Origin of the sequence: Streptomyces sp. BK340, assembly GCF_007827595.1 — a bacterium.
Lineage (GTDB): Bacteria > Actinomycetota > Actinomycetes > Streptomycetales > Streptomycetaceae > Streptomyces.
Map to the genome: position 1 here is coordinate 23,971 of NZ_VISR01000001.1, position 19,619 is coordinate 43,589.

Genomic DNA, 19,619 nt, shown 5'->3' on the forward strand with positions numbered 1-19,619 from the left:
ACCCTTTCGTTTGCGGTCTGATGCGGTCGGACGGCCCGCCCGAACAGCTCAATGGCAGGCGGCTTCATCCGAAACCTATCGGTCGAGCCGCTCCCGCGGGGAAGCGGGCACCGACAGTGGCTCGAGTGCGACGCTGTCGGGTCCCTACAGAACGGCCCGGCCCCGGACCGAAACATGTGGTCCGCCGGGCCGCTCCCGCGACATGATCGGAACCGACAGGCCACGACAGCAGGGAGACCTCCGTGCCTCATTCCATCGACGAAGCCTTCACGGCGCTTCCGCTAAGGGCTCTGGCCGACGCCGCGCTGGCACGCGCGCGTGCGCTGGGGGCCGAGCATGCGGACTTCCGGTTCGAGCGGGTGCGCAGCGCGTCCTGGCGGCTCAGGGACGCCAAGCCCGCGGGATCGTCGGACACCACCGACCTCGGATACGCGGTCCGGGTCGTGCACGGCGGTACGTGGGGCTTCGCCTCCGGGGTGGACCTGACCCTGGACGCGGCCGCCAAGGTCGCCTCTCAGGCGGTGGCGATGGCGAAGCTCTCCGCGCAGGTGATCAAGGCCGCCGGGTCGGACGAGCGGGTGGAGCTGGCCGCCGAGCCGGTCCATGCCGAGAAGACGTGGATCTCCTCGTACGAGATCGATCCCTTCTCCGTGCCCGCCGGGGAGAAGGCGGCGCTGCTGACGGAGTGGAGCAGCCGGCTGCTGGCGGCCCGCGGCGTGAACCACGTGGACGCCTCGCTGCTCACCGTGCACGAGAACAAGTTCTATGCCGACACCGCGGGCACCGTGACCACCCAGCAGCGGGTGCGGCTGCATCCGCAGCTGACGGCCGTGTCGGTCGACGAGTCGAGCGGCGAGTTCGACTCGATGCGGACGATCGCGCCGCCCGTCGGGCGCGGCTGGGAGTACCTGACCGGGACCGGCTGGGACTGGGACGCCGAGCTGGAGCAGATCCCCGAGCTGCTCGCCGAGAAGATGCGGGCCCCCAGCGTGGAGTCGGGCCTGTACGACCTCGTGGTCGACCCGTCCAACCTGTGGCTGACCATCCACGAGTCCATCGGGCACGCCACCGAGCTGGACCGCGCGCTCGGCTACGAGGCCGCCTACGCCGGCACCTCCTTCGCCACCTTCGACCGGCTCGGCAAGCTGAGGTACGGCTCCGAGCTGATGAACGTCACCGGTGACCGCAACGCCGAGCACGGCCTCGCGACCGTCGGGTACGACGACGAGGGCGTCGAGGCGCAGTCCTGGGACCTGGTGAAGGACGGCACGCTCGTCGGCTACCAGCTGGACCGCAGGATCGCGAAGCTGACCGGTTTCGAGCGGTCCAACGGCTGTGCGTTCGCCGACTCCCCCGGGCACGTGCCGGTACAGCGCATGGCCAACGTGTCCCTGCAGCCGGATCCCGCCGGGCTGTCCACGGAGGACCTGATCGGCGGCGTCGACCGGGGCATCTACGTCGTCGGCGACCGGTCCTGGTCGATCGACATGCAGCGGTACAACTTCCAGTTCACCGGGCAGCGCTTCTTCAGGATCGAGAACGGGCGGATCACCGGGCAGCTGAAGGACGTCGCCTACCAGGCCACGACCACCGACTTCTGGGGGTCCATGGCGGCCGTGGGCGGCCCGCAGACCTACGTCCTGGGCGGCGCCTTCAACTGCGGCAAGGCCCAGCCGGGCCAGGTCGCCGCCGTGTCCCACGGCTGCCCCTCCGCCCTCTTCAAGGGCGTCAACATTCTGAACACCACGCAGGAGGCCGGTCGATGAGCGCCCGTACCAGCAAGCCGCACGAGGTCGTCGAGCAGGCCCTCGCGCTGTCCCGGGCCGACGGCTGCGTCGTCATCGCCGACGAGGAGTCGACCGCCAACCTGCGCTGGGCCGGCAACGCGCTCACCACCAACGGGGTGACCCGCGGCCGTACCCTCACGGTGATCGCGACCGTGGACGGCAAGGAGGGCACGGCCTCCGGTGTCGTGTCGCGGTCGGCGGTGACCGCCGAGGAGCTGGAACCGCTGGTGCGGGCCGCCGAGGCGGCGGCCCGCGGGGCCGGGCCCGCCGAGGACGCCCAGCCGCTGATCAGCGGTGTCCAGGAGTCCCCGGACTTCTCGGACGCGCCCGCCGAGACCTCCTCGGCCGTCTTCGCGGAGTTCGCACCGGCGCTCGGCGAGGCCTTCGCACGCGCGCGGGCCGGCGGCCGCGAGCTGTACGGCTTCGCGAACCACGAGATGGTGTCGACGTACCTGGGCACCTCCACCGGACTGCGGCTGCGGCACGACCAGCCGAACGGCACGCTGGAGCTGAACGCCAAGTCCCCGGACCGGGCCCGCTCGGCGTGGGCGGGCCGCTCCACGCGGGACTTCAAGGACGTCGACCCGGGCGCCCTGGACGCCGAGCTGGCCGTACGCCTCGGCTGGGCCGAGCGGCGGGTGGAGCTGCCCGCCGGCCGGTACGAGACGCTGCTGCCGCCGACCGCGGTCGCGGACCTGCTGATCTACCAGCTCTGGTCGGCCTCGGGCCGGGACGCGGCCGAGGGCCGGACGGTGTTCTCGAAGCCGGGCGGCGGCACCCGTGTCGACGAGAAGCTGAGCGAGCTGCCGCTGAGCCTGCGCAGCGACCCGAACGAGCCGGGCCTGGAGTGCGCGCCCTTCGTGGTCGCCCACTCCTCCGGCGGCGACCAGTCCGTGTTCGACAACGGGCTGCCGGTGCACCCCACCGAGTGGATCGGCGGGGGCGTGCTCAAGCACCTGATCACCACCCGGCACAGCGCGGGCCTGACCGGGCTGCCGGTCGCCCCGGCGATCGGGAACCTGATCCTGGACGGCGGGCAGGACCGCCCCCTGGAGGAGATGGTCGCGGCCACCGAGCGGGGCCTGCTGCTGACCTGCCTGTGGTACATCCGCGAGGTCGACCCGGCGACGCTGCTGCTCACCGGCCTGACCCGGGACGGCGTCTACCTCGTGGAGAACGGCGAGGTGACCGGGCAGGTGAACAACTTCCGGTTCAACGAGTCGCCGGTGGGCCTGCTCGGCCGGGCCACGGAGGCGGGGCGTACGGAGAAGACGCTGCCGCGGGAGTGGGGCGACTACTTCACCCGGGCCGCGATGCCCGCGCTGCGGATCCCCGATTTCAACATGAGCTCTGTCAGCCAGGGCGTATAACCTCGTAGTCGGCTGTCACCCGACCGCCCCTGGATCACCGAGGAGACACGAGAACCGTGACGGACATCGTCGACGAGCTGAAGTGGCGTGGGCTGTTCGCCCTGTCCACCGACGAGGACGCTTTGCGCAAGGCGCTCGCGGACGGTCCCGTCACGTTCTATTGCGGTTTCGACCCGACGGCGCCGTCGCTGCACGTGGGGCATCTGGTGCAGGTGCTCACCGTGCGCCGGCTCCAGCAGGCCGGGCACCGGCCGCTGGCGCTGGTCGGCGGCGCGACGGGCCTGATCGGTGACCCGCGCCCCACCGCGGAGCGCACGCTGAACGACCCGGAGACGGTGGCCGGCTGGGTGGGCAAGCTGCGCGCCCAGATCGAGCCGTTCCTGTCCTTCGAGGGCGAGAACGCGGCGGTCATGGTGAACAACCTCGACTGGACCGCGAACCTCTCCGCGATCGAGTTCCTGCGGGACATCGGCAAGCACTTCCGCGTCAACAAGATGCTGACGAAGGACTCGGTGGCCCGCCGTCTGGGGTCCGACCAGGGCATCAGCTACACCGAGTTCAGCTACCAGATCCTGCAGGGCATGGACTTCCTGCAGCTGTACCGGCGGTACGGCTGCACGCTCCAGCAGGGCGGCAGCGACCAGTGGGGCAACCTCACGGCAGGTCTCGACCTGATCCACCGGCTGGAGCCGGAGGCCGAGGCGCACGCGCTGGCCACCCCGCTGATGACCAAGGCGGACGGCACCAAGTTCGGCAAGACCGAGGGCGGCGCCGTCTGGCTCGACCCGGAGATGACGACGCCGTACGCGTTCTACCAGTTCTGGCTGAACGTGGACGACCGTGACATCTCGAAGTACATGCGGATCCTGTCCTTCAAGTCCCGCGCGGAGCTGGAGGAGCTGGAGCAGCAGACCGAGGAGCGTCCGCAGGCCCGTGCCGCGCAGCGCGCGCTGGCCGAGGAGCTGACGACGCTGGTGCACGGCGCCGACCAGACGGCCGCCGTGATCGCCGCGTCCAAGGCCCTGTTCGGCCAGGGCGAGCTGACGGAGCTGGACGAGCGGACGCTGGCGGCGGCGCTGTCCGAGCTGCCGCACGTCCAGGTCGCCGAGCTGGGCCAGGTGGTCGACCTGTTCGCCGAGGTCGGCCTCGTGGCCAGCAAGTCCGCCGCTCGGCGGACCGTGAAGGAGGGCGGGGCCTACGTGAACAACGTGAAGGTCACCGCGGAGGATGCCGTGGCCGCCAAGGAGGACCTGCTGCACGGGCGTTGGCTGGTGCTGCGGCGGGGCAAGAAGAACCTGGCCGCGGTGGAGGTCACCGGCGCCTAGGACGGACCGGAGGGCGGCCCCTCGGAGGAGGGGGGCCGCCCTCCGCTGTGTCCGCCGTCAGACGGCCTGTTGTTTCTTCTTGCCCAGCGTCGCCATGTAGAGCCTGTCCACGGCGAAGACGATGATGATCGCGGCGACGAGCTGGAAGGCGTGCCGGCTCCAGTCGATGCCGCGGGTCTGCGCGACGCCGAGTGCGGCGGCGATCGCGTTGCCGGCGATGGCGCCCAGGATGCCGCAGATGGTGGTCAGCCAGAGTGGGCTGTGCTGCTTGCCCGGGATGATCGCCTTCGCGATGAGGCCCAGTACGAATCCCACGATGATCGCCCACAACCAGCCCATGGCTGCCTCCTCGTACGGCTCGACGTGAGCACTACGGTCAGTGTCGGCCGGTGCGCCGTACGGCGCACGTCGGGTTCACCCGTCGGCGGCGGGGCCGAGGGCGTTCGCGCAGGCGGGGAGGCGACCCGGTCTCGTCGGGCGTGCGACCGCGGCGTAACGTGGAGGTGTCCTGATCCGGTCCCCCGCCGGGCGTGGACGCAGGTGCGGGCCGGGGAGAGTCTGCGGGCGGATGGTGGAGTGTGATGCGCAAGCAGCACGGTGGCAGCGTCCAGGTGTTCCGGATCACCGGCGCCCGGACCGGGCTGGCCGAGGACGTGCGGGGCCGGCAGCGGCGGTACGTCATCTCGATGACGGTCCGCACCCTCTCCGTGATCCTCGCGGTCTCGCTGTGGAACGTCGAACGGTACGTCGCCGTCGTGGCGCTGGTGCTCGGAGCGCTGCTCCCCTACGTCGCCGTGGTGATCGCGAACGCAGGCCGGGAGCGGCCGCCCAACCTTCCGTCGACCTTCATCGCCGCGCCCAGCCGGCCGATGATCGCGCCGCCGCGCGCGGAGGAGGAGACGGTACGCGCGGAGTCCGAGCGGCCCGAAGGGGCGTGACCACGGCGGACGCGACGGCTGCTGCCGGCGGCCGCACGCCAAGCTCAAGAAAAGCTCAGATCAATCGTGCAGTTCCAGTGCCGGGCGACGGGTGACCCGTGACATACTGCGTACGCGCTCCGCATCCCCCGTCGGAGCGACGGACCGACGCCGGGCAGCTCCCCCCGTGGCTGCTCGGCGTCGCCTTGTTTACGGGGGCTCTGTGATACGGAACCAGTGACGAACCTGTGAGTGACGAGACCCCCATCTGCTCCGCCAAGGGCTGCCGTGCCGATGCCGTGTGGGTGCTGGCGTGGAACAACCCGAAGATTCACACGCCGGAGCGACGCAAGACGTGGCTCGCCTGCGAGGAACACCGCGAGCATCTTTCGCAGTTCCTCGGGGTCCGGGGGTTCCTCAAGGACGTGGTGAAGTTCGAGGACTGGCAAGCCCCAGAGCAGTCCTAGCCGCCGATCGCGGACATGGGCCGGTCCGGCTGGACGAAGGTCGGGTCGTCCAGGCCCGCTCCCGCCTTCTTTCCCCACATCGCCAGTCGCCAGATGCGGGCGATCTCCTCGTCGGGGGCGCCGGAGCGCAGGGCCGCTCGCAGGTCGGTCTCCTCCGTGGCGAACAGGCAGGTGCGTATCTGTCCGTCGGCGGTGAGGCGGGTGCGGTCGCAGGCCGCGCAGAACGGCCGGGTGACCGAGGCGATCACGCCCACCCGCTGCGGGCCGTCGTTCACCAGCCAGCGCTCCGCCGGTGCCGCGCCGCGCTCGTCCGCGCCCTCGGGGGTGAGGTCGAAGCGGGTGCGCAGGGAGGCCAGGATGTCCCCGGCGGTGACCATGCTCTCGCGCTTCCAGCCGTGCTGGGCGTCGAGCGGCATCTGCTCGATGAAGCGCAGCTCGTACTCGTGCTCCAGCGCCCAGGCCAGCAGGTCCGGGGCCTCGTCCTCGTTCAGGCCCGGCATCAGGACCGTGTTGACCTTGACCGGGGTGAGGCCGGCGTCGCGGGCGGCTTCGAGGCCTTCGAGGACGTCCTTGTGCCGGTCGCGGCGGGTGAGGGTCTTGAAGACGTCGGGGCGCAGGGTGTCCAGGGAGACGTTGACCCGGTCCAGGCCCGCCGCCTTCAGGGCGACGGCGGTGCGCCTGAGGCCGATGCCGTTCGTCGTGAGGGACATCTGGGGGCGCGGGGCGAGGTCCGCGACGCGCTCGACGATGCCGACCAGCCCGGGGCGCAGCAGGGGCTCGCCCCCGGTGAAGCGGACCTCCTCGATGCCGAGCAGGCGGACCGCGATGTCGATGAGCCGGACGATCTCGTCGTCCGTGAGCAGATCGGGCTTGGCGAGCCACTGCAGGCCTTCCTCGGGCATGCAGTACGTACAGCGCAGATTGCACCGGTCGGTCAGCGAGACCCTCAGGTCGGTGGCCACTCGGCCGTAGGTGTCGATGAGCACGTGGGCCCCCTCCCTCGTCCGGAGCACTCATTTTCCGTCAGTTGAGAGCCTACGTGAGACGACCGACATCGACAGCGGCCTGATCTTACGAGGTACGGACGGCCGCGTCGTAGGACCGTACAGTCCTGGACGGCGCGGCCGTCCGTACGAAGCTCAGTGCGCTCCGGTCCCGGTCAGGGACCTCACCTCCAGCTCCGCGTACTTGCCGGCGTCGGGGGCCTCCTTCGACAGCAGGGTGCCCACGGCGCCCAGCAGGAAGCCGACGGGGATCGAGATGATGCCGGGGTTCTCCAGCGGGAACCAGTGGAAGTCCACGTCGGGGAACATCGAGGTCGGCTTGCCGGACACCACCGGCGAGAACAGCACCAGGCCGACCGCGGTGACCAGGCCGCCGTAGATCGACCACAGGGCTCCCGGGGTGGTGAACCGCTTCCAGAACAGGCTGTAGAGGATGGTCGGCAGGTTGGCGGAGGCGGCGACCGCGAAGGCGAGGGCGACCAGGCCGGCGACGTTCAGGTCGCGGGAGAGGGCGCCCAGGACGATCGAGACGGCACCGATGCCGACGGTCGCACAGCGGGCCGCGTTGATCTCCTGCTTCTCGGTGGCCTGCCCCTTCTTGATGACGTTGGCGTAGATGTCGTGGGCGAAGGAGGAGGACGAGGCCAGGGTCAGACCGGCGACGACCGCGAGGATCGTGGCGAAGGCGACCGCGGAGATGGTGGCCAGCAGGATCGCGCCCCAGCTGGAGTCCACTCCCCCGAGGTGGAGGGCGAGCAGGGGTGCGGCGGTGTTGCCCGCCTTGTTGGAGGCGATGATCTCGTCCGGTTTGATCAGCGCGGCGGCGCCGAAGCCTAGGGCGAGGGTCATCAGGTAGAAGGCGCCGATCAGGCCGATCGCCCAGATCACGGACTTGCGGGCGGCCTTCGCCGTCGGGACCGTGTAGAAGCGGATCAGGATGTGCGGCAGGCCTGCGGTGCCGAGGACCAGGGCGATGCCGAGCGAGATGAAGTCCAGCTTGGTGGTGCCGGTGGCCCCGTACTTCAGGCCGGGCTCGAGGAACGCGGAGCCCTTGCCGCTGTTGTCGGCGGCCTTGCCGAGCAGGTCCGAGACGTTGAAGTGGAACTTCAGCAGCACCAGGAAGGTGAGCAGCAGGGCGCCCGCGATCAGCAGCACCGCCTTGACCATCTGGACCCAGGTGGTGCCCTTCATGCCGCCGATGGTGACGTACACGATCATCAGGACGCCGACCAGGGCGACGATGCCGATCTTGCCGCCGTCGCTGGTGATGCCGAGGAGCAGCGAGACCAGGACGCCGGCGCCGGCCATCTGGGCGAGCAGGTAGAAGATCGAGACGACGATCGTGGAGGTGCCCGCGGCGGTACGGACGGGCCGCTGGCGCATCCGGTAGGCCAGGACGTCGCCCATCGTGTAGCGGCCGGAGTTGCGCAGCGGTTCGGCGACCAGGAGCAGGGCGACGAGCCAGGCGACGAGGAAGCCGATGGAGTAGAGGAAGCCGTCGTAGCCGAAGAGGGCGATGGCGCCGGCGATGCCGAGGAAGGACGCGGCGGACATGTAGTCGCCGGAGACGGCGAGGCCGTTCTGGAATCCGGTGAACTGACGGCCGCCGGCGTAGAAGTCGGCGGCGTCCTTGGTCTGCCGGCCGGCCCAGACGGTGATGACGAGGGTCGCGGCGACGAACACCGCGAACAGGGTGATGATCAGCGAACGGTGCTCGCTCGCCTCGCCGGCGGCCAGCAGGGTGTGGTGCTGTGCGGGGCTCATGCGCCGCCCTCCATCCGGGACTTGATGGCCTCGGCCTTGGGGTCGAGCCGGGCCGCGGCGTGCCGCGCGTACCACCAGGCGATGAGGAACGTGGTGAGGAACTGGGCGAGGCCCAGGACGAGGGCGACGTTGACGTTGCCGGCCACCTTGGTGCCCATGAAGTCGCCCGCATAGTTGGAGAGCAGGACGTACAGCAGGTACCAGGTGATGAAGCCGATGGTCAGGGGGAAGGCGAAGGAGCGGTGGGAGCGGCGCAGTTCACCGAACTCCGCGCTCTGCTGCACCTCGGCGAACTCCTCGGTGGAGGGAAGGTGGGCTTGGGGTTTCGCAGGGGGCGGTGTCTCGGTAGCCACGGAGTCTCCTCGCGTCACGGACATGCGCTTTCCGACCTCACAGGGACGTGGATCACATTACAGGGAGTCACCGAAAGACTCCCTTGAGTGATCCCGGCGGGGGCACGATCCTGCTGGGCCCTCCGTCCACGGTCACGGCGCCACGCGCGGAGCGGTTCAAGTCCGCCTGGCCCTTTCGGAGATCAGCTCCGGGAGATAGCTTCGCCCTGCACCACCCGTCATGTACCTGCCCGAGCACCACCTTGTGTCTCGGGCGGTTTTGTATCCGGATGATGTGGAGATCCCATGGCTCATCTGCGTTCCAGACGCCGGCTCGCGCTCGCCGTGCCGGTCGTTCTGTCGCTGACCGCCTCGCTCGGTTTCCTGCCGACGGCGGCCTCGGCGGCGACCCCCGCGGCCACGGCGGCGCGGGCGGCGGACGGCCCCGGCCTCGCCTACGTGGTCAACACCGGCACGGACCGTCGCACGCTCGAGTCGGTGCAGCAGGCCATCACCCGTAACGGTGGCACCGTCGTGGAGAGTTACGACCGGATCGGCGTGATCGTCGTCCACTCCGCGAACCCCGACTTCGGCCCGCAGATGCGCGCCGTGCGCGGAGTGCAGTCGGCGGGTGCCACGCGGACCGCTCCGCTGACCGCGGCGGGTACCACGGACGAGGGCGCGGTGCAGGTCCTGTCGAAGGCGGAGGCAGCGAAGCTCGCCGAGGGTGCGGCGGCCGGTCAGGAGCCACTCGAGGCCGACCAGTGGGATCTGCGGGCGATCGGCGCCGACAAGGCCGCGACGATCAACCCGGGCAGCAGGAACGTGACCGTCGGTGTGATCGACACCGGTGTCGACGACACCCACCCGGACATCGCCCCGAACTTCTCCGCGTCCCAGTCGGCGAACTGCGTGAGCGGCAAGGCCGACACGACGTACGGCTCCTGGCGGCCGGTGGACGCCGACCACTACCACGGCACCCATGTGGCGGGCGAGATAGCCGCGGCCCGCAACGGCATAGGCGTGGCGGGTGTGGCGCCGGGCGTGAAGGTCGCGAGCATCACCGTGGCCCAGCCGGACGCGACCTCGCTGTTCTACCCCGAGAGCGTGGTCTGCGCCTTCGTGTTCGCGGCGGACCACGGCATCGAGATCACCAACAACAGCTACTACGTCGACCCGTGGCTGTACAACTGCATGGACGACCCCGATCAGCGTGCCATCGTCGACGCGGTCAACAGGGCCCAGCTGTACGCACAGCGCAAGGGCACGCTCAACGTGGCGTCGGCGGGCAACTCCAACGACGACCTCGACTCGGACGCGATCACGGACGCCTCCAGCCCCGACGACTCCACCGCCACGAACCGGACGGTCGACCCGCACGAGTGCTTCGACGTGCCGACCCAGCTGCCCGGTGTGGTCACCGTGAGCGCGGTGGGCGTCAAGGACACCAAGTCGTACTACTCCAGCTACGGCCGGGGTGTCGTCGACGTGGCGGGTCCGGGCGGCGACAAGTACCAGATCCCGGACACGCCGTCGAAGAACGGCCGCATCCTGTCCACGCTGCCGAACAACCAGTACGGCTTCCTCCAGGGCACGTCGATGGCCTCCCCGCACGTGGCCGCCGTGGCCGCGCTGCTGAAGTCGGCGCACCCGCACGCCACCCCCGCCCAGCTGCAGGCCCTCCTGAAGGCCGAGGCGGACAACCCCGGCTGCCCGAGCGACCCGTACGACGGGAACGGCGACGGCGTCGTGGACGCGACCTGCGTCGGCGGCAAGCGCGTCAACGGCTTCTACGGCTTCGGTGTCGTCAACGCGCTGCGCGCGGTCGACTGACGCGCCACCGGTCTGCCACCACTGACGGACAGGTCCCGCCGGAGTCTCTCCGGCGGGACCTGCTCGTTTCGGGCCAGCCCAATAGTTGATTGAATCAATGCTGCATAGTACAGTCATGACTGAAATCAAGTATGCCTGGGACGCGGTGGGCGGCGATCCCGCTCTCGGGTCGCGCGTGTCGGACGGCGTGCGCCGCGACGTGCTCGAAGCGAGGCTGCCCGTGCGGGAGCTGGCGCGTGCCTGTGTGGGGGCGTGTGCGCTGGCCGCCGCCGAGCTGGGGGCGCGGCGGGCGGGGCTCGCCGAGGTGCCGGAGGTCCGGGTGGACGACGGTGCGGTCGCCGCCGCCTTCCACAGTGAGCGGCTGCTGCAGGTCGACGGGCGGGCGCCGGTCGCCTTCGCACCGCTGTCGCGGTTCTGGCGGACGGCCGACGGCTGGGTGCGCACCCACGCCAACTACCCGCATCACCGGGCCCGGTTGCTCGGCGCACTGGGTCTGCCGGCGGAGGCCTCGGTGGACGACGTGGCCGCCCGGCTCGCCGGACTTCCCGCGCTGGACGTGGAGCAGACGGTGTTCGGCGCCGGCGGTCTCGCCGTGGCGCTGCGCACCCCCGAGGAGTGGGCGGCGCACGAGCAGGCCGCCGAGGTGGCCGCCCGGCCCCTGGTCGAGCGGGAGCGGCTGGACTCGCCGCACGCGCGCGTGCTCCCCGCGCTCGACGCGGCTGCCACTCCCCTGCTGCCCGCCGCCGGGCTCCGCGTCCTCGACCTGACCCGGGTGCTCGCCGGACCGGTCGCCACCCGCACGCTGGCCCTGCTCGGCGCGGACGTGCTGCGCGTGGACGCCCCGCAACTGCCCGAACTCGCCGACCAGCACGCCGACACGGGCTTCGGCAAGCGGTCGGCGACGCTCGACCTCACCGCCGACCGCGACACCTTCGAGGAGCTGCTGGCCTCGGCGGACGTCGTGGTCACCGGCTACCGGCCGGGCGCCCTGGACCGGTTCGGACTCTCTCCGCGCGCGCTGGCCGAGCGGCGCCCCGGGCTGGTCGTGGCTCAGGTGTCGGCGTGGGGCGCGTACGGACCCTGGGGCGGGCGGCGCGGCTTCGACAGCCTGGTGCAGGTCGCGACCGGCATCGCGCTGACCGAGGGCGCGGCCGGGCAGCCCGGCGCGCTGCCCGCGCAGGCCCTGGACCACGGCACCGGCTATCTGCTGGCGGCGGCCGTACTGCGGGCGGTGACCGAGCAGTCGTACGACGGAGGCAGCCGGCTCGTCCGGCTGGCGCTCGCCCGGACCGCGCGCTGGCTCACGGACGGGATCCGGCCCGACCGGGCCACGGACGGCCTCGCGTACGAGGGACCGGACGCCTGGCTGGCCGAGACGGACAGCCCGCTCGGCCGGCTGCGGCACGCCCTGCCGCCGCTGTCCTTCACGGGCGGCCCCGCCGACTGGGCGCGGCCTCCGGTGCCGTGGGGTTCGGACCCGGCCGCCTGGCGGTGAGCGCGCGGGCGGCCGGAAACGTATGGATGGGCGGAATGCCGTAGCCCCAGTTGTTTTCCGGGACTTGCCCGGTTCTGTGACGGCTGGCGAGGATCACGGGGTGACCTTGACACGACCGGATACCGACGCCGCCGACGCGAACGGACCGGCGCGCCGGTCCGGCACCGGCCGGGCCGTCGCCGTCCTGGTCCTGGTGGCCCTGGCCGCCCTGGTCCCGCTGTGGGGGCCGTCCGCCGCGCTGCACGGCACCGGGGAGGCCGCGGCTCCCGGCGTGGGCGGCATCGCCCTGCTGCGCGGGGTGCTGTTCGCCGCCCTGTGCGTTGCGCTGGGCGAGCTGCTCGTGCTCCGGCTCGCCCGGCGCCTGCCCGATGCCCCGGCCGAACGGCCGCGCAGCTGGGCCCTGTCCGCGAACGGCGCCGGGTTCGTGGCCGCGCTGGCCCTCGCCTCGGTCGTCTCCACCGGCAATCTGGTCCCGCACAGTCTCGGCCAGATCGATGTCGGCGGCCTGTACGACTCCCGCGACGGCAGGCTGGCCCTGCTGGAGGTCAACGCCTTCCTGCTGGCGGCGCTGTGCGCACGCTCGCGCCGCCCGGCGGCCCAGGTGTGGCCGCTGGCCGCGGTGGTGGTCGCGGAGGCGCTGCGCGCCCACCCCACGGCCGAGCACGCCCCGCTGGTCGGTTCGGGTCTGACGCTGGTGCACCTGACCTGCGCGGCACTGTGGGCGGGCGGCCTGCCGCACGCGCTGCGGACGGTCCGGCTGTGGCGCGGCGGCACGGCCGGGGCCGCGCTGCTGGGGCGCTACGCGCGCGTGGCCGCCGCCTTGCTCGCGGCCCTCACGGCGACCGGCGTGTGCAGTGCGCTGCGGCGGATGCCGGCGGCCACGATCCTGGACCAGCTGACGACGACGGCGTACGGACGCACCCTGCTGGCCAAGGTGGTCCTGGTCGCCGTCGTCGCCGTGCTCGCCCTGTGGGCGCGGATCCGGCTGAGCCGGGCGGCCGACCCGCTGACCGCCTGCGTGCCCGCGCGGGCCGAGGTGGCCGTCCTGGGCGTGGTGGTCGTGGTCTCGGGCCTGCTCACGGCGCTGCCGCTGCCGATCCGCTGGTCCTAGCGGGTCACAGGTCGTTGGTGACGAGCACCTTGAGGGCGGTGCGCTCGTCCATCGCCTTGTAGCCGTCCGGCACGCCCTCGATGCCGACGGTCATGTCGAAGACCGGCGAGGGGTCGATCGTGCCGTCGAGGACGTCGGGCAGCAGGTCGGGGATGTAGGCGCGGACCGGCGCGACACCGCCGCGCAGGGCGATGTTCCGGTCGAACATGACACCGAGGTCCAGGCCGGTGCCGCTGCCGTGGGGGACGCCCACGAAGCCGATCGCGCCGCCGTCGCGGGTGATGTTCACGGCCGTCCGCATGGACTGCTCGGTACCGACGGCCTCGACGACGGCGTGCGCGCCCTGACCTCGGGTGAGTTCCCGGACGGCCTCGACGGCCGCGTCCCCGCGCTCGGCGACGACGTCGGTGGCGCCGAAGCGGCGCGCGATGTCGGTGCGGACCTCGTGCCGGCCCAGCGCGATGATCCGCTCGGCGCCGAGCCGCTTGGCGGCCAGCACCGCGCACAGGCCGACCGCGCCGTCGCCGACCACGGCGACCGTGGCGCCCGGGCGGGCGCCCGCGCCGAGGGCGGCGTGGTGACCGGTGCCGAGGACGTCGGAGAGGGTCAGCAGGGCGGACAGCAGGTGGTCGTCGGAGGCCGCCTCCTTGGGCAGCTGGACGAGGGTTCCGTCGGCGAACGGCACGCGCACCGCCTCGCCCTGGCCGCCGTCGTAGCCGACGGAGCCCCAGAAGCCGCCGTGCTCGCAGGAGGTCGTCAGGCCCTCGCGGCAGTAGTCGCAGACGCCGTCGGACCACATGAAGGGCGCGACCACCAGGTCACCGCGCCGGACGGTGCTCACCTCGGAGCCGGTCTCCTCGACGACGCCGAGGAACTCGTGGCCGATGCGCTGCCCCGGCTGCCGGGCCGCCTCGCCCCGGTACGCCCACAGGTCGCTGCCGCAGATGCAGGCGCGCAGCACCCGCACCACGGCGTCGGTGGGCAGCTGTACCAGGGGCTCGGGGACGTTCTCCACGCGCATGTCGTACGGGGCGTGGATGGTGGTGGCGCGCATGGCGAGGGTCCTTCTCGTGCGGTTTCGTGCGGGGCGCTCAGGGGGTGGTCGAGCGCACTTCACGGTACGACGTGTCCCTGGGGGGCCGCGCGGCCAGGGTGCGGGTCCGCTACCCGCCCGCCGCGCCCAGCAGCGTCCCCGCCACGTACGTCACTCCCATGGCGAGCGCCCCGCCCGCCACGTTCCGCAGCACCGCGCGTCTCGGGTCGGCCGCTCCCAGCCGGGCGCTGCTCCACCCGGTGAGGACGAGCGCCGCCAGCACACAGACCACGGTGACCGGGAGCCGCCAGGCGGCCGGCGGCAGCACGATCGCCAGGAGCGGCAGCAGCGCGCCCACCGTGAAGGCCAGGAAGCTGGCCCAGGCCGCGTGCCAGGGGTTGGTGAGCTGGTCCGGGTCGATGCCCAGCTCCACGCGCGCGTGCGCTCTCAGCGCGTCCCGTGCGGTGAGCTGCTCGGCGGCTTCGCGGGCCACCTCCTGGGACAGCCCGCGCTGCCGGAGGAGCCCGGTCAGCTCCTCCAGCTCCAGCTCGGGCTGTTCGCGCAGCTCCCGCCGTTCCATGGCCAGTGCGGCCTTCTCCGAGTCACGCTGCGTGGACACCGACACGTACTCGCCCGCCGCCATCGACATGGACCCGGCGAGCAGTCCGGCCAGGCCGGCGGTGAGCAGGGCGGTGCGGGAGTCCGTGGCACCGGCCACGCCGACGACGAGTCCGGCGGTGGACACGATGCCGTCGTTGGCGCCGAGGACGGCCGCCCGCAGCCAGTTCAGGCGGGTGCCCAGCGCGCCGCCGTGAGCCTCGTCGTGGGTTGGTTCCGTCACAGCAGGGAGGATCGCACCCCGGCCGTCACCAGACCCGTACCGACGCTCCTCTCGCGAACACCGGGCTCGTCGCGTCCGCCGGCGGTTCCCGCAGCGGCTCGGCCAGCTCGGCCACCGTCGGGCCGACCTTGGCCGCGATGGGGTCCAGGAGGTCCAGGTCGAAGCCGTAGACGCGGGCCGCGTTGCCGCCGAGCATGGCCGCCAGCTCCGCGCGCGGGACGCCCGGGTAGGCGAACCGCAGGCCCTCGCGGGTGTACGGGTAGGTGCCCTCGTCGTGCGGGTAGTCGCTGCCCCACATGATCTTGTCGATGCCGATGCGGTCGCGCAGCCGCACTTCGTGCGGGCGCATGAAGCTGGCGCCGACGAAGCAGTGGTCGTGCCAGACCCGGGACGGTGCCTCGCCCATGCTCGCGGCGAGACCGGCACCGAACTTGGCCTCGGCGGTGTCGGCCTTCGTGGCGGCCGCGACCAGGCGGCCGTGGTAGTAGTCCAGCATGTCGAGTACTCCGGGGATCCAGCCGGAGCCCTGCTCGGTCAGCACCAGCCGCAGCCCGGGGTGGCGGCGGAAGGCGCCGCCGAAGACCAGGTGCCACAGCGCGCGGTGGGAGAACCAGGTCGTCTCGACCATGAAGACCGCGCGGGCGGCCGGTTCGTCGCCCAGCGGCGGGGAGGCGGAGCCCGCGTGGTGGTTGACGGGGACACCGAGTTCCGAGCAGGCGGCCCAGATCGGGTCGTACGTGCGCGAGTACAGCTCGGGCAGGCCGGAGCCCGGCGGGGTGCCGGGCAGCATCAGACCGCCCTTGAGGCCCGCCGAGGCGGCCCACCTGATCTCCTTGACGGCCTCCTCGACGTCGCCCAGGAGGATCTGGAAGACACCGGCCCGGCGGCCGGGCGCGGCCGCGCAGAAGTCCGCGAGCCAGCGGTTGTGGGCGCGCAGCCCGGCCCAGCGCCGCTCGAAGTCCTCGGCGCTCGGGGGCGGGGCCATCAGGGAGCCGGACGGGAAGAACGGCGGGATGGTGTTCGGGAAGATCACCTCCGCGACGATCCCGTCCGCCTCCAGCTCCGCGAGGCGCCGCCCGGAGTTCCAGTTCCGGTCGGCCGAGTCGGCGAGCAGGTCCTCGTAGGGGTTGACGTAGGTGGCCGCCCAGACGTCGAAGTCGTCGTGGTGGCGCTTGTCCAGGTACGGCTTGTAGTCCAGGAGATCGGCTCCCGCATGGCAGTCGGCGGAGATCACCGTGTACCGGTCGCTCACTGCGTCACCCCCAGCGTCGGGAAGTCGTGGTCGGTCAGCCAGTGCCGGCCCACCTCGCGCGAGCGCGCCCAGGACGCCTCGACGGCCGCCTGGTCGGCCGGCTGGCCGAGGTCCGCCGGGGTGGGGCCGATGCGCTCGGCGAGCGGTGTCAGCACGCGCACGTCGAAGCCGAAGACCTCGGCCGCCGCGAGGCCCAGCATCCGGCGCGTCTCGCTCACCGGGATGTCGTGGAAGGTGCGCCGCAGCCACGCGCGCGTGTCGGGCCAGGTGCCCTCGGGATGCGGGAAGTCGCTGCCCCACAGGATGTTGTCGACACCGATCTCGTAGCGCTGGGCCAGTTCGCGGCGCTTGGTGTTGGTGGCGCAGACGAAGATCTGCCGGTCGAGGTACTCGTGCGGCGGGCGTTTCAGCTCCTGGAACGGGGAGAGCTTCTTGCCGCCGTGGGCGCCGAGGTAGAGGCGGTCCATGAACCAGAGCAGGTTCGGCAGCCACCAGCAGCCCGACTCCGCGACCCCGAACCGCAGTCCGGGGTGGCGTTCGAAGACACCGGACCAGAGCAGGAACCACAGCGGCCGGGCCGGCCACCAGGTCACCTCGCTGACGAAGATCCCCAGGTGGTCGCCGTACTCGTGGCGCGGCGCGGATCCGGAGTGCGTCAGCACCGGCATCCCGCACTCGGCCGCCGCCGCCCACACGGGGTCGTACCGGCGGTCGTGGTACGGCTCCTTGTCGCCCCACAGGGCGGGGATCATCAGGGCGCCCAGCCCGGACTCCCGGGCGCGGCGGATCTCGGCGACCGCCTTCGGCACCTCGGCCGTGACCGGCAACAGGGCCACACCGCAGTGCCGTTCGGGGTTCTCGGCCACGAAGTCCGCGAGCCAGCGGTTGTGCGCCCGGGCGCCCGCCATGCCCAGCTCGGGGTCGTGGTCCCCGGAGAGGCCGAGGCCCACGCCGAAGGGCGCGGCGGTCTGGCTGTCCACGGCGTCGGCGTCCGGGAAGACCACCTCGGCCGCCACCCCGTCCCCGTCGAGCTCCTTCAGTCGCTGCGCGGTGTCCCAGCCCCCGCGCAGGCCCTCCTCGTTGTCCTGGAACCACTTGGCCGCGAACGCCTCGTTGCGGATGCCGAGCCGGGTCATCTCCTCGCGGCGCCGTTCGCGGCCCGCGAGGAACTCGTCGAAGTCCCGGTGGAACCGGGACTCCAGGTAGGGCCGGTACTGCTCGGTGGGCAGCCCGGCGTGGCAGTCGGAGGAGATGATCAGGTACGGGTCCTGGCTGGTCACAACAGCCTCCCGGGTCAATCGAGAATGCCGCATCTCCCGGGGGATGACCCCCGGACCCCCGGCCGATCGTGCACAACCGTCGGCCGAGAGGCTCAGCAGCAGTCAGTCGAGGATGAATGGTTCGAGGTACGACGGGTTCGCGCGGTCCAGCATCGAGTGCGCCCGCGCGCGGATCTGGGCGTCGCTGTGCTCGCTCGCCGGCAGCAGCCAGAAGCGGTCGGCGCGGATGCCGTCCAGGACCAGCTCGGCGACCTCCTCGACGGGCGTGAAGCGGACCTCCCGGCCGGCCGTGCGCATCGCCGACTCCCACTGGTCGAGGCTGCGGTACGGCGTCTTCCTGGGGCGCTGTTTGGCGTAGCGGTCGGGCCTGTTGCGGTGCGACTCCCACAGGCCGGTGCGCAGCATGTGCGGCCCGGGGAAGAGCACGGAGGCGCCCACGCGCGCGTGCTCCGCCCTCAGGTGCGCGTACAGCGACTCGGTCATGGTGACGACGGCCGCCTTCGTGACCGCGTACACGGAGGCGGTCGGCAGGGGCGCGATGCCGCCGTCGCCGGAGGACGTGTTGACGACATGACCATGTTGACCGGACTCGATCATCCGGGGCACGAACGCCTGGATGCCGTGGAAGACGCCCCACACATTGACGGCGAAGGCCCACTGCCAGTCGTTCGGCTCGTGCTCCCACATGCGCCCCTCGGCGCCCGAGCCGACCCCCGCGTTGTTGCACAGGACGTGTACGGCGCCGTAGGTCTCGTACGCCGACTCGGCCAGCGCCAGGACCTGTTCGCGTACGCCGACGTCGACCACGCGCGCGTGCACGTCGGCGCCCTGCGCGCGCAGGTCGGCGGCGGCCTTGTCCAGCGCCGTCTCCTCGACGTCGGCGAGGACGACCTTCAGGCCCTCGGCCGCGAACCGCCGCGCCATCGCCAGCCCGATCCCGCTCGCCGCCCCGGTGACGACGGCGACCTGTCCCGCTCGCAGGTCCATCACCGGCTCCCTTCCGGCGGCCCGTCGTGGGCCTGGAGCGGGTCGTCGTAGCGCTGGTGGACGTACGGCAACAGGGCCTGCGCGTCGACCCGTTCGGCCACCCGGCCGCTCTGGTCGCTGGTCTTCTCGCCGAGGGTGATCTCCCGCAGGCGCAGCACCGGGAGGTCGGCGACGGGGTCGTACCCGGACTCGCGCAGCACGACGTCCCCGGTGACGCGCTCCAGCCGGCGCACCTTCTCGTGCCGTACGCAGTGCACCAGGACGGGGTCCCCGTCGAAGCCCGAGCCGTCCACGGCGGGCAGGTACTTGAAGTAGAAGTCGGTCTTGCGCGAGGGCTCCGGCAGGGGCAGTTCGCCGCTCACCGCGCCGCGCACCTCCACGAAGGCGATGCCGTGCCGGGCGAGTGACGCCCGTACGACGAGGCCGTCGCGCTCGACGGTGACCTCGCCGAGCTTCTTGGGCTCCCCGAAGACCTCACGGCCGCCGGTGAGGGCGCGTTCGTGGGTCATCGGCATCACCAGCGGGTACCAGCCCTCGACCCCGCCGTGCGCGGCGGCGACCGCGAAGGAGCCCGCACCGAGCGGGTATCCGGGCAGGTCGACCTTGCTGATGTTCACCCGGACGAGCGGGCTGCCGGTGGGTTTCAGGGGTGGTGGCAGCACCGCCGCGACCGCGTCCGGGTCGGTCTCCCAGACGGCCACCACTCCGGTGGACCAGATGTCGGGGAGCCGCGCGCTCGCGGTGCGCGTGGCGGCGATCTCCGCCTCGGTCCGTGCTCCGTACCGTACGCGTGCCATACACCGTACCGCCCTTCTTCTGAC

18 protein-coding genes are annotated in these 19,619 nt (G+C 72.0%); 8 read left to right on the forward strand and 10 right to left on the reverse strand.

Annotation, left to right across the window (positions count from 1 at the left end; all coding sequences use genetic code 11):
• Positions 1 to 242 precede the first annotated feature (242 nt).
• The 3 genes from FB157_RS00145 to tyrS are packed head-to-tail and all read left to right on the forward strand — an operon-like array spanning position 243 to position 4,482.
• Positions 243 to 1,766 (forward strand): TldD/PmbA family protein, encoded by a 1,524-nt coding sequence (locus tag FB157_RS00145; RefSeq protein WP_145874691.1) that lies wholly within the window; start codon positions 243 to 245, stop codon positions 1,764 to 1,766.
• Positions 1,763 to 3,157 carry a metallopeptidase TldD-related protein gene (locus FB157_RS00150; protein ID WP_145874693.1) on the forward strand — a complete coding sequence of 465 codons (1,395 nt, stop codon included), beginning with the start codon at positions 1,763 to 1,765 and terminating at the stop codon, positions 3,155 to 3,157. The genes FB157_RS00145 and FB157_RS00150 overlap by 4 nt, the downstream gene beginning before the upstream one ends.
• A gap of 56 nt (positions 3,158 to 3,213) precedes the next feature.
• The gene (gene tyrS / locus FB157_RS00155; protein WP_145874694.1) at positions 3,214 to 4,482 is read left to right on the forward strand and encodes a tyrosine--tRNA ligase; all 1,269 of its coding nucleotides are present in this window, start codon (positions 3,214 to 3,216) and stop codon (positions 4,480 to 4,482) included.
• A gap of 57 nt (positions 4,483 to 4,539) precedes the next feature.
• Here tyrS and FB157_RS00160 read toward each other — a convergent pair whose 3' ends face one another.
• Positions 4,540 to 4,821: a GlsB/YeaQ/YmgE family stress response membrane protein gene (locus tag FB157_RS00160; protein WP_145874696.1), complete on the reverse strand. Its 282-nt coding sequence runs from the start codon at positions 4,819 to 4,821 to the stop codon at positions 4,540 to 4,542.
• A 242-nt stretch (positions 4,822 to 5,063) separates the two neighbouring features.
• Here FB157_RS00160 and FB157_RS00165 point away from each other — a divergent pair, with 242 nt between their 5' ends.
• On the forward strand, positions 5,064 to 5,420 hold the full coding sequence (locus FB157_RS00165) for a DUF3099 domain-containing protein (RefSeq protein WP_145874698.1): 357 nt from the start codon (positions 5,064 to 5,066) through the stop codon (positions 5,418 to 5,420).
• A gap of 227 nt (positions 5,421 to 5,647) precedes the next feature.
• Positions 5,648 to 5,866, forward strand: coding sequence for a hypothetical protein (locus FB157_RS00170; RefSeq protein ID WP_145874699.1), 219 nt, complete (start codon positions 5,648 to 5,650; stop codon positions 5,864 to 5,866).
• On the opposite strand, the gene moaA is transcribed toward FB157_RS00170, so the two are convergent.
• The 3 genes from moaA to FB157_RS00185 form a co-directional block, all read right to left on the reverse strand.
• Positions 5,863 to 6,852 (reverse strand): GTP 3',8-cyclase MoaA, encoded by a 990-nt coding sequence (gene moaA / locus FB157_RS00175; RefSeq protein WP_145874701.1) that lies wholly within the window; start codon positions 6,850 to 6,852, stop codon positions 5,863 to 5,865. The two genes, FB157_RS00170 and moaA, sit on opposite strands and share 4 nt — an antisense overlap.
• A gap of 153 nt (positions 6,853 to 7,005) precedes the next feature.
• Positions 7,006 to 8,634 carry a cation acetate symporter gene (locus FB157_RS00180; RefSeq protein WP_145874703.1) on the reverse strand — a complete coding sequence of 543 codons (1,629 nt, stop codon included), beginning with the start codon at positions 8,632 to 8,634 and terminating at the stop codon, positions 7,006 to 7,008.
• The gene (locus FB157_RS00185; RefSeq protein WP_145874704.1) at positions 8,631 to 8,987 is read right to left on the reverse strand and encodes a DUF485 domain-containing protein; all 357 of its coding nucleotides are present in this window, start codon (positions 8,985 to 8,987) and stop codon (positions 8,631 to 8,633) included. The genes FB157_RS00180 and FB157_RS00185 overlap by 4 nt, the downstream gene beginning before the upstream one ends.
• A 285-nt stretch (positions 8,988 to 9,272) precedes the next feature.
• On the opposite strand from FB157_RS00185, the gene FB157_RS00190 reads away from it, so the two are divergent.
• From FB157_RS00190 to FB157_RS00200, 3 genes are all read left to right on the forward strand, one after another.
• Positions 9,273 to 10,799, forward strand: coding sequence for a S8 family serine peptidase (locus tag FB157_RS00190; RefSeq protein WP_145874706.1), 1,527 nt, complete (start codon positions 9,273 to 9,275; stop codon positions 10,797 to 10,799).
• A 115-nt stretch (positions 10,800 to 10,914) separates the two neighbouring features.
• The gene (locus tag FB157_RS00195) at positions 10,915 to 12,294 is read left to right on the forward strand and encodes a CoA transferase (protein ID WP_145874708.1); all 1,380 of its coding nucleotides are present in this window, start codon (positions 10,915 to 10,917) and stop codon (positions 12,292 to 12,294) included.
• 100 nt (positions 12,295 to 12,394) lie between these two features.
• Entirely contained in the window at positions 12,395 to 13,405 is a 1,011-nt protein-coding gene (locus FB157_RS00200) for a CopD family protein (protein WP_261386115.1), read from the forward strand.
• Positions 13,406 to 13,409: 4 nt separating this feature from the next.
• Here FB157_RS00200 and FB157_RS00205 read toward each other — a convergent pair whose 3' ends face one another.
• From FB157_RS00205 to FB157_RS00230, 6 genes are all read right to left on the reverse strand, one after another.
• Complete coding sequence (locus FB157_RS00205; protein ID WP_145874712.1) at positions 13,410 to 14,459, reverse strand: zinc-dependent alcohol dehydrogenase family protein; 1,050 nt, start codon at positions 14,457 to 14,459, stop codon at positions 13,410 to 13,412.
• A 109-nt stretch (positions 14,460 to 14,568) separates the two neighbouring features.
• Complete coding sequence (locus tag FB157_RS00210; protein WP_145874714.1) at positions 14,569 to 15,279, reverse strand: VIT family protein; 711 nt, start codon at positions 15,277 to 15,279, stop codon at positions 14,569 to 14,571.
• Between the two features lie 25 nt (positions 15,280 to 15,304).
• The gene (locus tag FB157_RS00215; RefSeq protein ID WP_145874716.1) at positions 15,305 to 16,531 is read right to left on the reverse strand and encodes an amidohydrolase family protein; all 1,227 of its coding nucleotides are present in this window, start codon (positions 16,529 to 16,531) and stop codon (positions 15,305 to 15,307) included.
• Positions 16,528 to 17,811: an amidohydrolase family protein gene (locus tag FB157_RS00220; protein WP_261386116.1), complete on the reverse strand. Its 1,284-nt coding sequence runs from the start codon at positions 17,809 to 17,811 to the stop codon at positions 16,528 to 16,530. Before FB157_RS00220 ends, FB157_RS00215 begins: the two co-directional genes overlap by 4 nt.
• Before the next feature lie 102 nt (positions 17,812 to 17,913).
• Positions 17,914 to 18,798: an SDR family NAD(P)-dependent oxidoreductase gene (locus tag FB157_RS00225; RefSeq protein WP_145874719.1), complete on the reverse strand. Its 885-nt coding sequence runs from the start codon at positions 18,796 to 18,798 to the stop codon at positions 17,914 to 17,916.
• Positions 18,798 to 19,595 (reverse strand): acetoacetate decarboxylase family protein, encoded by a 798-nt coding sequence (locus FB157_RS00230; protein ID WP_145874721.1) that lies wholly within the window; start codon positions 19,593 to 19,595, stop codon positions 18,798 to 18,800. The genes FB157_RS00225 and FB157_RS00230 overlap by 1 nt, the downstream gene beginning before the upstream one ends.
• Positions 19,596 to 19,619 lie beyond the last annotated feature (24 nt).

Excerpts from the sequence above, each read along its gene's own strand:
- FB157_RS00165 (WP_145874698.1), top strand. The coding sequence starts at position 5,064 with ATGCGCAAGCAGCACGGTGGCAGCGTCCAGGTGTTCCGGATCACCGGC.
- FB157_RS00160 (WP_145874696.1), bottom strand. The coding sequence starts at position 4,821 with ATGGGCTGGTTGTGGGCGATCATCGTGGGATTCGTACTGGGCCTCATC.
- FB157_RS00150 (WP_145874693.1), top strand. The coding sequence starts at position 1,763 with ATGAGCGCCCGTACCAGCAAGCCGCACGAGGTCGTCGAGCAGGCCCTC.
- FB157_RS00180 (WP_145874703.1), bottom strand. The coding sequence starts at position 8,634 with ATGAGCCCCGCACAGCACCACACCCTGCTGGCCGCCGGCGAGGCGAGC.
- FB157_RS00205 (WP_145874712.1), bottom strand. The coding sequence starts at position 14,459 with ATGCGCGCCACCACCATCCACGCCCCGTACGACATGCGCGTGGAGAAC.
- FB157_RS00195 (WP_145874708.1), top strand. The coding sequence starts at position 10,915 with ATGACTGAAATCAAGTATGCCTGGGACGCGGTGGGCGGCGATCCCGCT.
- FB157_RS00230 (WP_145874721.1), bottom strand. The coding sequence starts at position 19,595 with ATGGCACGCGTACGGTACGGAGCACGGACCGAGGCGGAGATCGCCGCC.
- FB157_RS00190 (WP_145874706.1), top strand. The coding sequence starts at position 9,273 with ATGGCTCATCTGCGTTCCAGACGCCGGCTCGCGCTCGCCGTGCCGGTC.
- FB157_RS00225 (WP_145874719.1), bottom strand. The coding sequence starts at position 18,798 with ATGGACCTGCGAGCGGGACAGGTCGCCGTCGTCACCGGGGCGGCGAGC.